14 protein-coding genes are annotated in these 14,360 nt (G+C 56.8%); 3 read left to right on the top strand and 11 right to left on the bottom strand.

The window, feature by feature from the left end:
- The coding region (locus TU80_RS31770; protein WP_156422911.1) for a transposase domain-containing protein at positions 1 to 103 on the top strand (103 nt) is incomplete at its 5' end.
- Here TU80_RS31770 and TU80_RS18385 read toward each other — a convergent pair.
- Positions 77 to 1,297 (bottom strand): DEAD/DEAH box helicase, encoded by a 1,221-nt coding sequence (locus TU80_RS18385; protein ID WP_235000083.1) that lies wholly within the window; start codon positions 1,295 to 1,297, stop codon positions 77 to 79. The genes TU80_RS31770 and TU80_RS18385 overlap by 27 nt on opposite strands.
- 232 nt (positions 1,298 to 1,529) lie before the next feature.
- Here TU80_RS18385 and TU80_RS18380 point away from each other — a divergent pair, with 232 nt between their 5' ends.
- Both TU80_RS18380 and TU80_RS18375 read left to right on the top strand, forming a co-directional pair.
- A complete protein-coding gene (locus tag TU80_RS18380) occupies positions 1,530 to 2,333 on the top strand; it encodes a DUF4365 domain-containing protein (RefSeq protein WP_057005067.1) in 804 nt (267 codons plus the stop codon).
- A gap of 412 nt (positions 2,334 to 2,745) precedes the next feature.
- Entirely contained in the window at positions 2,746 to 4,200 is a 1,455-nt protein-coding gene (locus tag TU80_RS18375) for a tyrosine-type recombinase/integrase (protein ID WP_057005066.1), read from the top strand.
- 205 nt (positions 4,201 to 4,405) lie between these two features.
- On the opposite strand, the gene TU80_RS18370 is transcribed toward TU80_RS18375, so the two are convergent.
- The 10 genes from TU80_RS18370 to TU80_RS18325 form a co-directional block, all read right to left on the bottom strand.
- Entirely contained in the window at positions 4,406 to 5,608 is a 1,203-nt protein-coding gene (locus tag TU80_RS18370) for an MFS transporter (RefSeq protein ID WP_057005065.1), read from the bottom strand.
- A complete protein-coding gene (locus TU80_RS18365) occupies positions 5,608 to 6,348 on the bottom strand; it encodes an alpha/beta fold hydrolase (RefSeq protein ID WP_057005064.1) in 741 nt (246 codons plus the stop codon). The genes TU80_RS18370 and TU80_RS18365 overlap by 1 nt, the downstream gene beginning before the upstream one ends.
- Before the next feature lie 42 nt (positions 6,349 to 6,390).
- A complete protein-coding gene (locus TU80_RS18360; RefSeq protein WP_057005063.1) occupies positions 6,391 to 7,248 on the bottom strand; it encodes a cache domain-containing protein in 858 nt (285 codons plus the stop codon).
- Positions 7,245 to 8,129 (bottom strand): pantoate--beta-alanine ligase, encoded by an 885-nt coding sequence (gene panC, locus TU80_RS18355; protein ID WP_057005062.1) that lies wholly within the window; start codon positions 8,127 to 8,129, stop codon positions 7,245 to 7,247. Before panC ends, TU80_RS18360 begins: the two co-directional genes overlap by 4 nt.
- A 4-nt stretch (positions 8,130 to 8,133) precedes the next feature.
- The gene (locus TU80_RS18350) at positions 8,134 to 8,685 is read right to left on the bottom strand and encodes a glutathione peroxidase (protein ID WP_057005061.1); all 552 of its coding nucleotides are present in this window, start codon (positions 8,683 to 8,685) and stop codon (positions 8,134 to 8,136) included.
- A 24-nt stretch (positions 8,686 to 8,709) separates the two neighbouring features.
- Positions 8,710 to 9,834, bottom strand: a complete 1,125-nt coding sequence (locus tag TU80_RS18345) for an acyl-CoA dehydrogenase family protein (RefSeq protein WP_057005060.1) — start codon at positions 9,832 to 9,834, stop codon at positions 8,710 to 8,712.
- Positions 9,835 to 9,876: 42 nt separating this feature from the next.
- The gene (locus tag TU80_RS18340) at positions 9,877 to 10,677 is read right to left on the bottom strand and encodes a crotonase/enoyl-CoA hydratase family protein (RefSeq protein WP_057005059.1); all 801 of its coding nucleotides are present in this window, start codon (positions 10,675 to 10,677) and stop codon (positions 9,877 to 9,879) included.
- A complete protein-coding gene (locus TU80_RS18335) occupies positions 10,674 to 11,747 on the bottom strand; it encodes an acyl-CoA dehydrogenase family protein (protein WP_057005058.1) in 1,074 nt (357 codons plus the stop codon). Before TU80_RS18335 ends, TU80_RS18340 begins: the two co-directional genes overlap by 4 nt.
- Positions 11,747 to 12,895: an acyl-CoA dehydrogenase family protein gene (locus tag TU80_RS18330; RefSeq protein WP_057005057.1), complete on the bottom strand. Its 1,149-nt coding sequence runs from the start codon at positions 12,893 to 12,895 to the stop codon at positions 11,747 to 11,749. Before TU80_RS18330 ends, TU80_RS18335 begins: the two co-directional genes overlap by 1 nt.
- A gap of 110 nt (positions 12,896 to 13,005) precedes the next feature.
- Positions 13,006 to 14,313: an amidohydrolase family protein gene (locus tag TU80_RS18325; RefSeq protein WP_057005056.1), complete on the bottom strand. Its 1,308-nt coding sequence runs from the start codon at positions 14,311 to 14,313 to the stop codon at positions 13,006 to 13,008.
- Between the last annotated feature and the right edge of the window lie 47 nt (positions 14,314 to 14,360).

The raw sequence follows: 14,360 nt of genomic DNA, 5'->3' as shown, positions 1-14,360 counted from the left end.
CATCGAACCCGCCGCTTGGCTCAAGGATACGCTGGAAAAACTACCCAGCTGGCCCAACAGCCGGATCGATGAGCTATTACCCCTCGCGCCTCAACCTGAGTAAAGGTGGGGCGGCTGGACGCTTACGTTGAGCGATCGCAGCCTCATCAATCATCTGCGCAAGATTTACGCCTTCCTTAAGAAGAGACGCTGTTGCCTCCTTGATACGGAAAGTTGGTGCAATCAGTGTTGGCGGGCCTGTGGTTTCGTCCACACGGGCGAAGCGTCCAATGAATTGAATTGTGGGCACCAGAGACTGGTGGGGAGCATGGAGCGCCGCCACCTTGAGTTTCGGAAAGTCATAACCCTCCCCGAACATGTCCACGCAAACGATCGCTTCCAGCGCACCGGTGATTAGCCTTTCCTCAATCGCCTCCTGCTGACGTTTCGTAAGTTTGCTGCTAATGGCCTCGACCGCTATGCCCAGGCCTTGATAGAGCGGCACTAGATCCTGTGCGGCCTTGATAGTCCCTGCACGTACAAACAGCCTATGATCGAACCCGTTTGCCCTGTCCTCGTTAAGCTGCTGAACAGCCGCCCGAGCTATGGCTTGATCAACGTGTTCATCATCGAGTTCGTCTTCGATCGGTGCCGCACAGAAGTTAATTGGCTCAAAGGCCCCCTCATCGACAGCCCGCATTACCGGATATCGATAAACGAGCTTCCCTGGAATGACGCGCCCATCTCGTCGAAAGGGCGTTGCCGTGAGAAACAAGAACCGAGCTTTTGTGAAGTGTTCTACGTAGGCCATCCAGGAATCGGCCGGAGCATGATGGGCTTCATCGAAGATCACAAGATCGAAGAGGTCCGACGGCGCACCAGGGGCTAGGTCGGGTGATGAGCTTGAAGGTGTCGAAACGACGACGTCGTAGGCTTGAAGCAATTGCCATTCTTCAAGGGATTGAGGACGGCCGATATGCAGGTGCACGTCGGGAAGCGGACAATCTTCAGCTAGCGCACCAATCCGGCGGAGTGTGGACATGACAGAAATATGTGAATGCACCTGTTTTCTCAAGGCGCTTGAAGGTTCCACTATCAGTACACGCGCCGGCCCCAGCAGCATGGGAAGCGCCATCATCAAGGAGGTCTTTCCATAGCCAGTGGGCAAACAGACAATGGCAGGGTCGTCTTGCACGGAAAAATGCGCCAAAACTGCGTGCAACGCACCCAACTGTCCAGGTCTGAATCCATGATTGGGAGTACGCTGCTGTTGAAACAGATTCAGCGTCCCCGCTTGCTCAACAAAAAAATTCGGCACCGCAATCCCTCCTTTGGATCCGATTGAAGCGTACTCTGGTGCCGTTTTTGTGCAAGTGGTAGGGGTGTGGTTGGGTTGCGGGGAAAGTGAATTCAGCACCGACGACGGATCACCACCGGCCTGCAGAGATCATTTGTAGTTAGCTAATAAACATGCGTCATTTTATCCAGTGATCAAAAAATAAAACGGCATTGAATGTCCCTCCTCCAACAAGCGCAAGAGACAGAGTTAGATGGACCTAATGACAGAAAATCTTCCTATGAGAACGAAGTCCCATGTAGTTGACGATCAAGCAACCGCTTTAGTAAAAAAAGCCGTTGCAAAAAAAGGCTGGATTTATAGAGACTTACCAAAAGACTACGGTCTGGACGCGGAAATTGAGATTGTCAAGAAGCGAGGCTCAGTGACCGGCGCACTTATACGATTGCAGATCAAAGGAACCAGGACTGATAGAGGTAAAATCCGCCTGAAGTCCACGACCGCGCGTTATTTGTCTGTTTCGTTAATTCCCGTGCTACTGATCGACGTAAATGTCACTACCGGGGCCATTCGGGCGCTACCTGTCGAACAGGGTCATTTGACCCCACGTAAACCCACCGCCAAAACAATCTCTGTAAGTATGAAAGAATCCTTCCAGCTCAGTAAGGGATGGAAGGACATCAAGAAGATCGCAGTCGAACATCAAACGTCCATCTTAGACATCAACAGATATACACTTTATAACGCTTCGGCCCAGCTGATTCGCTACATCGACCTGCTGATAAATTTCGGAGGGGACGCAGATATCATGCTGAAGTGGATGCGGGCATTTGCGCCCGACGATGCCTTAACTTCCAACTACGGTTACGCAGTCCACTTACGAGACCAGCTTAAAAATGATCCTAAACTTCTAGATCGGTTACGTCTCCTCGTAATGGATTTTTATCCGGAACTTGAGAAAAAAATCGACAAATCAATTGCATTGCAACGCTCAGGAGGTCTTTCAGAGCGAGCGAGGCAAGTAGTCGCCATCAGCTACCCCCACAGCAAAAGCTGAAAACTGCCTGACGAGCCGTCAACTAGGTCCATCCCTGCCCTCCATCGCCGAAATTACTGCGGGGGGACATTGGCACCCAGAAATCTTGCGCCCATCTCCTCCGAAAGAGGTGAGGATTCCACCAAAAGCCAGTCGTTTTGTAGGGGTAAAAACGATCAAAAATAAAAAAGGGTCGCGAGATAAAATCTCGCAACCCTTTGAATTATATGGTCGGGACGGAGTGATTCGAACACTCGACCCCTAGCACCCCATCTCCTTTTTCATACTTCTTGAAAGATTCCAAAATTTTACTCTGGATTTTTCTAAGCTAGTATTTACTTGAGCTCCAGCGGTGTTCTGCTCTACGAGAGTCCAGGAACGTCCATCAAGAGCCGACGTTTTTGTGGGGGTAAAAGTAGGGGGAGTCCATTTCATGGCCAAAATCACCATCAAAGAACTTGAGTCGCTGACCGTCAATGATGCCGGCCGGATCCTCCGCGAGGATGGTAATCTCGCCGGTCGAATCTCAGTCCGCAAGGACGGCGTGTCAGTCAGCTTTTTCTACCGTTATCGCTGGGGCAATCAAAACAAAGAGTACGCCTGCGGAACCTGGCCGCGCAAATCCCTGACGGACATCCGCAAGGCCCGCAACCAGGCCCGGGCGCTCATTGATGAGCAGATCAATCCCAGCGAGCAAAAGAAAACCGCCAAGGCCCAGGCATACGCCGCTACTAACGTAGAGGCTGAACAAGTAAAAACGACGAAGGTGAAAACGCTGACCGTCCAGGATCTGGCCAGCGCGTGGCTGCTGGATGGCGTAGCGCGGAAAGATGGCAATGCTGAATTGCAACGACGCTTTAACAAGGACCTTTATCCGGCACTCGGCAAGACCGCGGTGAGCAGCGTCTCCGAACACGATGTTCGGGCGCTGATCCGCGCCGTGGTCAACCGCGGCGCTCACCGGCAAGCCATCAGTTTCTTCGCCGACCTCACTCAGATGTTCAGCTGGGCCAGAAAACGTCAGCCCTGGCGGGCCTTATTGATCGAGGGCGATCCGACGGAACTGGTCGACATTTCCCCTCTGATCCCAGCCGACTACGAGGCCGAAAGAAGCCGCATCCTTTCACCGGCTGAGCTGTTGGAACTGCACAACCGCTTCCAGCAAATGACTGCCGATTACAACGCCCTGCCCGCCGGGCAAAAATACGACGGCATACGGCCGCTAAAGAAAGAAACCCAACTCGCACTCTGGATCAGCCTGGGTACGCTGTGCCGGATTGGCGAGTTGCTCCAGGCCGAATGGAAAAATGTCGATCTTGACCGGCAGACCTGGTTCCTCCCCAGTGAAAACGTCAAAGGCACCCGGGGCAAGAAACAGGACCACCATGTGTTCCTCTCGCCATTTGCCCTGCATTTCTTTCAGGAACTCAAGACGCTGACGGGAAACTCTGAATGGTGCTTTCCCAACAAGCAGGATGATGGGCACGTGGATGTGAAAGTGGTGAGCAAACAGGTCGGCGATCGTCAGGCTCGGTTCAAAAACCGTAAGGCCCTCTCTAGACGGCGTCATGACGATACCCTGGTGCTTGCTGACGGCCAGAACGGTGACTGGACCCCGCATGACCTGCGCCGTACCGGCGCGACCATGATGCAGGCCTTGGGGGTCAGCCTGGACGTCATCGATCGCTGCCAAAATCATGTGTTGGCCGGCTCTAGGGTGAGGCGTCATTACCTGCATCACGACTATGCCGAAGAGAAGAAAAGCGCCTGGAACCTGTTGGGCGATCGGCTCAGTGCCGTTCTTTCCTCAACCTACGAGCATCCTCCGGTCGAGTCGATGATGTCCTTTCCAGACTACGCAGCCGCAGAGACTTTGCCGTCGTCATAAGTCGAATTCTTATAACGCTGAACTCCTTGTAGTTATGTATATATCGCTGAGAGCTCGGTTCGGGTCGATTCCGACCCGACATGACACGCAGCAATCGGCCAATAGCGGTATAGCTGGTTCTGTTATTTTCCCGCTGACAGATCGTCGGAGAGCTTACTTGCACGTCAGTTATGTGAAACAGAGGTATGCTATTAAACAACTAACACTAATCGCGTATACGCCCCTTCCGCCATAGGCAGAGCACTACCAGAAACCCGCCCATCGACATCAGTGCTGCACAGAGAAATATCGCAGCAAAACCAAAACCTGACGCAACCAGGCCCATCACCGGACCGGCCATCCCCACTGCAATATCGAAGAATAATGAAAGGGCGCTGAGCGCCGAGTTACGGTTCGCGGCCGGAGTGCTAGCCAAAGTCTCCACCCCAAGCCCCGGATAGACCCATGACACCCCTATCCCGGTTAACGCCCCACCGGCAATGGCCAGCGCAGGCGAAGGCGCGAGCCATATCAGCAGCATGCCCAATGTCTGCACAAGCAGGCAGCCGCCCACCACTTTGTACCCTCTGAATCGCTGCAGTATTCCTGGCGACGACAATCGGGCAACGATAAAACCTGCGCCGAAACCACTTAAGCAATAGGCGGCGTAATCCCAGCCGAGACTATCGAAATACAGTGCGACGAACGCCGTAAGCCCGCCAAATCCCACCGAGCTGCAAACCAGGACCAGGCCATTGGGCATGACGGCGAACAGGACTCGGTGAAATGCCAGACGGGCGCCTGCAACCAATGGCGCTGGGCGCTTGCCCAGAGCCAAAAGCAGGAACGCCAAGCCAAGCAACACGGTGCACAACCCCACACTGGCGATACCCATCGAATTGCGCAGCAGCACACCCAGTGGCGCGCCAACAGCCGTGCCGCCGTAAGCCGCTATTCCGTTCCACGACATGACCTGTGCCGCCCGCGGGGCACCACATAACCCGATGGCCCAGGTGCAGCAGGGCGTGGAGATCATGGCCGTGGACGCCCCCAACACCAGCCTCCCCAGCAGTAATAGCGTCAGGGTCAACCAGGGTTGGGTGGGCAGGATAATGGCGAGCGCCGTCAGGGCGCCGCTCAACATCAAGCCACTGAACCCGCACACAACCGCGTATTTGGCACCCAGGCGATCGGCCACACCACCGGCCAAGGGGCGGGCCAGGAGCGTCGCCAGGTATTGCGAGCTGATAACCACGCCGGCGAAAACCGAGGTCAGGCCCAGGTCATTGAGGACATAGCCCGGCAACACCGCAAGCGGCAAGCCACTGCATATGTACGAGATAAAGTTGAAGCTGATAATGGACAGGATCAACCAATCGCTGCGGATTGCCTTGCCGTTGCTACGGATTGAAACACCGATATCGCTCATCACTCATGCCGCTCTATACCTCGTATGACATCCGCCAGTAGCTGCGGGTGTGATACGAACGGCTCGTGCGCCGTATCTATCTCGATAACCACGCCCGCGCCAGCACGTTGCGCAAAACGGCGTTGCCAGTCGACGGGCAGGATGTTGTCGCGCAGTGTGATGATGTAACTCGCCGGAATCATTCCCAGGTATCCCGCACGACTGATGGAGTCTGTCGCCACACAGAGTGGCGTCGTGTCCTGGCTCGCTTCGCTTAACAACCAACTCATGGTTTGCTCACTCAAGTCCTGACCGAACATGGCCACCGCCAGCGCTTGAGGGGTTGTGTGCGCGGGGTCCAGCGGCCAGCCGACATGTTCCGGGCTTTCGCCATGCAGCGTTGTGCCAAGTAACTCCAGAATCGATTGGCCTTCACTGGGCAATGCGCAGGCCAGGTAAACCAGCTGCGAATATAGTTGCGGAGCAGCCAACACCATCATTGGCAGCACGACCCCCGCAATGGAATGCCCAAGCAACACGGCCTGGTTCACACCGAGTGCATGCAGGTCGTCATTAAGCTCCTTGACCACATCGTCGAGCCGCAGGGACGCAACATCTCGACCGCGCTTCTTGCCGCACCCAGGCATATCCAGAGTGATCACTCGTTTGAAACATCCGGGTTGTTGGTTTAACGCCTCCACAAAAGGCTTCCAACACCACGAGCCATGGTTGCCGCCATGCAGCAATACTAAATCAGTCATGCGCACACTCCTTGCTGCGGGCGCCGGTGGTCCCTGTTTTGATCACTTGATTGCATAGCAGCCCACGGCGACGACGTATCCATTAACCCGCTGCAGAAAAGTCCTCTTGTATTCATTCTGCCCCGTCATAGGGTTACGCCATTGATAAGTGATCTCCCCTGCTTCATGCGTGTTCATCTGCTTGAGTATGTCCTCGCCAATCGGCTTGCCGTCGGTAGAGCGCAATGACTTGAAGTCGGTGCCGATCAGCCGGGGCGAAAAGCCGTGAGCGATGAACCGCCTGGTTTTCAGGTCCACCACAAAGGCATAGAGATCATCCTGGGTGAGCTGCTTATCGTGCTGATTAATGCGCCCGACAGTGGCTTTTGCGTCGCTGGCAACTTGCGCCGAAATCTGGCGCAGCAGCTGTTGTGCCTGTTCAGGGCTGGACCGTGGCATGTAGTAACCCACGGAGATCACCCGATCTTTCACACGTTGATAGAACACGCGCTTACGCTCGACCTTACCGTGTTGCCAGTTCCACCAGCGGTATTCGGCGCTACGCACGATGCCGTCGTCTGGCTGCGAAATCGCTTGCTGGAATGCAGCCTTGAGGTCGTCGTCCAGAACGCTGACCACCGGTTTTCCGACCAGTGAAACCGAAGGCCCTCCGCTGGCAAGCATCACGCCGGAGGTATCGACAACGTAGATGTACAGCTCTCCATCGACATAGGCTCCCTGGCGACTGAACTCAGCCAGGGCGGTGTCGCCCTTGGCTTTGTATTCGGCGACAGCTTTTAACAGCAAGGCGTTGGCACGCTGGGTGTCGGCACCATAGGCATCCACTGGCGCTTGTTGAGCCATGCCGACAAGAGAGACAAGGCACAGGCCAAGAACAGTGAACGCTCGATAGAGGCTCATGGGTGTTGTTCCTCTGGTGATCTTTTTGATGGCCGAAGGTCCACCGTCAGATTGTCAATGAGCCGCGTTTTGCCGATGCGCGCCGCCACAAGAATCACAAAGTGAGTATCGGAGCTGGTCAGAGGTTTTAAATCCTGAGCATTCCTGACTTCAAAGTATTCCGGCTGAAAACCGGCGTCGCTTATACGTTGATGACATTCAATCAACAGGTGCTCAGTCACCCGCCCCTCAACCTGGATACTCGCCTCCATTTGCTTCAAACAAGCGTAAAGGACGGGGGCCACCGAACGCTCATGGTCACTCAGATAGCCGTTGCGCGACGATAATGCCAAGCCGTCCGCGGCCCGGATCGTCGGTGCACCGACAACGTCAGTCACCATATTCAGATCCCTGACCATGGAGCGGACGACTGCCAGCTGCTGATAGTCCTTTTCCCCGAAAACAACCACGTCTGGCTGAACAATGTTCAGCAGCTTGACGACGACAGTGGCCATGCCATCAAAGTGACCAGGACGTGCCGCAGCGCAAAGACCTTCAGACACGTTCGGCACACTGACGATGGCCTGATTGAGCATTCCATCTGGATAGATCTGTTCGACAGCAGGGGCAAACAGCGCATCACACCCGGCGTTGACCAGTCTTTCGCGATCGGCGTCGGGGGTCCGAGGATAGTTGGCCAGATCCTCATTCGCCCCGAACTGGAGTGGATTGACGAAGATGCTGGCGACCACAAAATCGGCTCGCTGCTTTGCGCAATGAATCAGGGCGATATGACCGTCATGCAGGTTGCCCATTGTCGGCACCAGCGCGACTTTCTTGTTTTCACCTCGTGCACGGGCCACGAGCGCACGAAGCGCGCTAACCGTATCGACTGTCAGCACCGCTTCACGCCTCTTGGACCAATTGAGCTTCGATTGCTTCAAGCAAACGAGGATCATCAGCCGCGATGTCTGGAGCGAAACGGGCAACGACCGTGCCCTGCCGATCAATCAGAAACTTTTCGAAATTCCAGAGTACGTCCGTTGTGTTGTCTGACTTGATGCCATAACCCGTCAAGCGCTCTCGGAAAGGACCTTCACCCGTGGACTCGGGCTGTGCAGCAGTCAGCTCGGCGTAGAGAGGATGCTGGTCCGCGCCGACAACCGAGATTTTCGAGAACAACGGAAAGTGAATGTCATAGTTCACTGAACAGAACTCAACGATTTCCACATCGCTACCCGGTTCTTGCTCCTTGAAGTTGTTGGCGGGGAAACCCAGTATTTCCAGGCCTTGGGATTTTTTGTCTTGGTACAGTTTTTCCAAGCCCTCGTATTGCGGGGTCAGCCCGCATTTTGAAGCGACATTGACCACCAACAGGACCTTGCCCCGATAGTCGCCAAGGGTGCGGACGCTTCCATCGATCTGCTTCAGCGAAATGTCGTAAAGGGAATTACTCATCTGTTTGCCTCATGCAAATGTGCTTCAAAGGGTACGGCCGATAATTTCTTTCATGATTTCAGAGGTGCCGCCATAGATGCGCGCGACCCGGGCGTCAACCCAGGCGCGGCTGATCTTGTATTCGCTCATGAAGCCGTAGCCGCCATGTAATTGCAGAAACTCATCAAGCAGCTTGCCTTGCATCTCCGAGCCCAGCAGCTTGGCCATTGCCGCGATTTCCGGCGTCAGTTCACCGCGCATCACTTTGGCCAGACAGTCGTCGACGAACACCCGCAGCATGGTGGCCTGGGCCTTGGCTTCAGCGAGTTTGAAGCGGGTGTTCTGGAAGTCGAGCACCGGTTTTCCGAAGACCTTGCGCTCCCGGGTGTAGCCGATGGTTTCTTCCAGCAGCGTGTCGATGGATTGCGCGGCACGGATCGCGATGATCAGGCGTTCCCAGGCCAATTGATGAGTCAGGTATTTGAATCCCATGCCCTCCTCACCCAATCGATTGCCGACGGGCACCCGGACTTCATCAAAAAACAATTCGGCAGTGTCTTGCCCTTTCAGGCCAATCTTTTCCAGCAGACGCCCCTTGGCGAAGCCGGCTCGGTCTTCCTCAACGCAGATCAGTGTGAGTTCCTTGGCCGCCGGATCAATCTTGGTGGCGGTGACCACCAGTCCGGCATTGCCGCCGTTGGTGATAAAGGTCTTCTGGCCGTTGACGATGTAGTCATCACCGTCACGCCGCGCCGAAGTGCGCATGGCACGCAGGTCGCTGCCGATACCCGGCTCGCTCATGGCGATGACGCCGATCAACTCACCACTGACCATACGTGGCAGCCATTGCTGCTTCTGCTCTTCGCTGCCATAGGCAACGATGTAAGGCGTGACGATTTCCGAGTGGGTGGTGAAACCCACGGCGGTAGCGTTGGCCCGCGCCAGCTCTTCGATCATCACCGCCGAGTGACCGAAGTCGCCTCCGGGGCCACCGTATTCTTCAGGCACCGTGGAGCATAACAAGCCGTTCTCACCGGCCTTGAGCCAGACTTCCTTGGGAACGATGCCGTTTTTTTCCCACTCATGCAGGTAGGGCACGATTTCGCGGTCGACGAAACGGCGGGCCTGATCACGGAACATGTTGTGGTCTTCTCGAAATACGCCACGCATTTTGCTTACTCCAGATCGATTCTTGTATTAGGCGATGGGTAATCAGCGGTCCTGGTAATTGGGATCGCGCTTGTCGACAAAAGCCGCCACCGCTTCATGATGGTCTTCGGTGTGATGCGCCAACGCCTGATACGCCGCCGACAATTCCAGCAGCGAATCGAGGCGCATATGTTGGCCTTCGCGCAGCAGACGCTTGCACAGGCGTAACGCATGACCCGGGTTGCTGGCGATTCGGCGCGCGAGCGCCTGCGCTTCCGATTGCAGCGTTTCGTGGGTGCAGACTTGCTCGACAAGCCCCCATTCCAGCGCCTTGGCTGCATCGATAGCGTCACCGGTAAACGCCATCAGACTGGCTTTAGGGATACCAATGATGCGCGGCAACAGCCAGGCGCCGCCGTCACCCGGAACGATGCCCAGACGCACGAAACTCTCGGCAAAGATCGCCTTGGGCGCCGCCAGCCGGATATCGCACATACAGGCAAGATCGAGGCCCGCACCGATCGCCGGGCCGTTAACCGCGGCGATCACCGGGATATCCAGCTCATAAATCGCCAGGGGAATACGCTGAATGCCGTCCCGGTAGGTATTGCGCAGTTCATACGGCGAGCCGGCGAAAATGCCGCCGCGCTCGTGCATGTCCTTGACGTTGCCACCGGCACAGAAAGCGCTGCCATTGCCGGTAAGCACCATTACCCGTACCGACATGTCACGGCGCAGTTCAGCGCAGAGATCGACAAACTCCTGGATCTGCTCGCGCGTCGTCAGGGCATTGCGCGTGTCGGGATGGTTCATGCGCACGGTGACGATGCCGCCCTCACGCTCAATCTGTAGAAACGGGCTCATACCGGATTACTCGCGAGACGGGTTAAGGGTTGTTGGCCATGGCTGGTGAGCAAGGGCCAGTATCCATCGCTGCCGCCTTGGCATATCTGAGTACCCAGGCGTTGACTCCAAAGGCTGGCCGAGCCGAATTCACTGCGCCACGCCCACAACCGACGGGTGAGCAGATGCAGCGGATATTCCTCGGTAAAGCCAATGGCGCCATGCACTGAATGGGCGATGCTTGCGCCGACGCTTGCGGCTTCTGCGGTGCTGATTTTTGCCGCGGCAATGGTCAGCGCCGCGAGCCCCGCACTGGATTCCGTGAAGGCCGCCTCGGCCGCGATGCCGGCGGCGGCAGCCTGCTCAGCGAACACTGCAAGCTGTTGTTGAATGGCCTGGAAAGAACCAATTGCCTTGCCGAACTGCTTGCGTTCACCGGCATAGTTGGCGGTCATGTCCAGTAGGGCGTGCAAAGCCCCGGCGGTCTGCGCCGCGCGCAGCATCGCGCCGCCCAGTTCCAGGACGTTGGCGTCGAGCCCGCCGGGCAACGGTGCTTGTGCCAGTACCTGGGCACTGGTGAAACCCAAATCATCGCGCGGTTCGCCTGCCACATTCAGACTCAACGTCAGTTCACTCGCCGCGATTCGCGACAGCAGCACCACATGCGCCACGCCGGTTGGGCTATTGGCGATGGCGACGACCGCTTCAACGTTGCGCCCCCAAGGGACCGAGTAGACGGTGCCGTAAACGCGCTCGCCCTCAAGTACCAGATCGGCGTTGGCGGCCACGCTGATGGCACCTGCCCTGCCCTCCAGGCCAGCCCTGCTCAGCAGCCAATTGCCGAGCAGGGCTTCACCCAAAGGTGCAGGTACTGAAAAGCGCCCAGCGGCACGGATCAGCACATACATATCGGCCCAACTGGCCTCAGCGCCGCCCAGCGCTTCGGTGACACCCGCCAGGGTGAAGCCCGACTCGTCCAGCGCAGCCCATAACTCGGCCGGCCATTCGCCGCCTTCACAGCTCATCACATAAGCCGGCGTCGCCAGATCGGCAAACAGGCGTTCAATCGTCGCTTCGAATATCTCGCGCATTATCGCAACCCCAGGCCGCGGGCAATGATGCCGCGCAGAATTTCGCGAGTGCCCCCGCGCAGTGAGAATGAGGGCGCCATCTGTGTCAGGTAGGCCAGCACGCGTGCGTGCTCGCTGCCGCCGTCCTGCCGTGGCTCGGTTTCCAGCAACAGCTGGGCTACTTCGGGAATTTCCTGCTCAAAAGCATTGCCAAGGTCTTTCACACAGGAGGCCGCCCAGGCTGGATGTTCACCCGCTGCCAACTGTGCCGTGACCGACAACGACATATTGCGCAGCGTCAGCAGCTTGGCTGACAGTCGCCCGATCTCCCGCGCTTGTAGTGCGTCAGGGGACTTGCCCACCGCGTCGATCAGTGTTTTCAACAACGCCATACAACTGAGGAAGCGTTCAGGGCCGCTGCGTTCGAAGGCCAGTTCGGCGGTCACCTGGTCCCATCCCTTCCCTTCAGTGCCGATCAAAGCGTCGGCGGGTAGCCTTACATTGTCGAAGAACACTTCGTTGAAGTGCTCGCCACCGGCCAGGTCGCGAATCGGGCGAATGGTGATGCCGGGCAGGCTCAGGTCGACGATGAATTGCGACATGCCCTCATGCCGGGCCGCTTGTTTCTCACCGGTACGCACCAGGGCAATCATGTACTGCGAATGGTGCGCGTTGGTGGTCCAGACCTTCTGGCCATTGACGAGCCAGCTATCGCCATCACGCACAGCAGTGCTTTTGATCGAAGCCAGGTCCGAGCCGGAATTGGGCTCGCTCATGCCAATGCAGAAGTAACTTTCACCCCGGCAAATGGCTGGAAGAAAGTGCTGTTTTTGTTGCTCGGTACCGAAGCGATTGATCAGCGGCCCACTTTGCCGGTCGGCGATCCAGTGAGCCGATACCGGCGCACCGGCGGCCAGCAATTCTTCAATGATCACGTAGCGTGCAAAAGGACCCGCCTCGCCACCGCCGTAGGCTTTGGGCAAGGCCATGCCCACCCAGCCCCGCGCGCCGAGCTTCTTGCTGAATTCAGCGTCGAAGCCCATCCAGGACTGTGCACTCAAGGTCGGTGGGTAATCGGCCAGTGTGTCGAGAATGAACGCCCGCACTTCGGTGCGAAGCGCTTCCGCCTCGGGAGGAATATTACTGTAGGAAAATTGACTGATGGCCATATGCGCTCTCTAACGCTGAACACAGGCGCAATCGCTTCGAACGAAGCGACCACAGATCGGCAACCGCTCCACAGTCGCCGTTGGCCGGCGACTGTAGGAACAGCGGCAACTTACAACGCGGTTTGCGCGTCAGCCTCGGCAAACATCGCATTGATGTCGCCGGAGGTGACCGGCTTGTTGTCGTGACGACCATGATCGGCACCACCCAAGCCCAGTGCTGGCTCGGTGCTGACGTGCGTGGCCTGAGCCCGCAGCGCGCCGACCGTGCAGTTTTCCCGACCGTGGATAGCGAACGGATCGAAGGAAAACTCACGCATTGCGTTCAAGTGAGTGACTTTGTCGATCATCTCTTTAGGCAGGTGCTGCAACCCTTCCCAAGCGGTTTCCGGCGAGTTCGGCCAGGTGCAGTCGGAGTGCGGGTAATCGCTTTCCCACGTAACCATCTCGGCGTTCAGATAATCGAGGTTCTTCAGGCCGAAATTATCTTCAATGAAGCAGGTGATGAAGTGCTTGTTGAAGATGTCGCTGGGCATCTTCCCGTCGAAGTTGGAATTGGTCCACGCGTTATGGTGACGGTGGGTGAAGTCAGCACGCTCCAGCAAATAAGGAATCCAGCCGATGCCGCCTTCGGAAAGCGCCATGCGCAGGTCCGGGAATTTCTTCCACATCGGCGCCCAGATCCAGTCTGCGGCGGAGTTGGCGATGGAAATCGGCATGGAGGTGATCCAAGCGTCGATAGGCGACAAATCCGAAGCGTGTTGAGCTTTCACGCCGGTACCGATATGGCAGCAGATCACCACCTTGTTATCGCTGCAGGCTTTCCACAGCGGGTCCCAGTAATCGCTATGGATCGACGGGTAGCCATGAATAGCCGGGTTGTCCGACAGCGAAAGCGCGTGCACACCTTGTCTGGCCAGACGTTCGACTTCGGCAGCCGCGGCTTTCATGTCCCACCACGGCACGATCATCAGCGGAATGAAACGGCCTGGCGCAGCGTTGCACCAATCGTGCAAATGCCAGTCGTTGTAGGCCTGGATGGCCGCCATCGCCACGTCTCGGTCAGCGTGTACCTGGAAACGCTGTCCGGCAAAACCCGGAAAGGTGGGGAAGCACAATGAACCGAGTACGCCGTTGGCGTTCATGTCGTCGACGCGGTCCTTGATGTTCCAGGTGCCACGGCGCATTTGCTCGTAGCCCAGCGGCTCCATGCCGTATTCCTCTTTTGGTCGACCGACCACGGAATTGAGGCCCATGTAGCCAGTGGCCTGTTCCTCGAAGACCCACACATCACGATCACCCTTTTTGACCACATGCGGCTCACGACCCTTGAAGCGGGCGGGCATGTGGCGAGCAAAAGCATTCGGCGGCTCGATCGCGTGGTCATCGACGCTGACAAGAATCAGATCTTCAACTTTCATTGTTTTCCCCTTCGCATTCGGGCTTGTTGTTGTGCCTGAATCATAGT

It is taken from the genome of Pseudomonas veronii (genome assembly GCF_001439695.1).
GTDB lineage: Bacteria > Pseudomonadota > Gammaproteobacteria > Pseudomonadales > Pseudomonadaceae > Aquipseudomonas > Aquipseudomonas veronii.
Note: the sequence above shows the minus strand (reverse complement) of the source record. Positions and strands in the feature narration are given on the sequence as shown.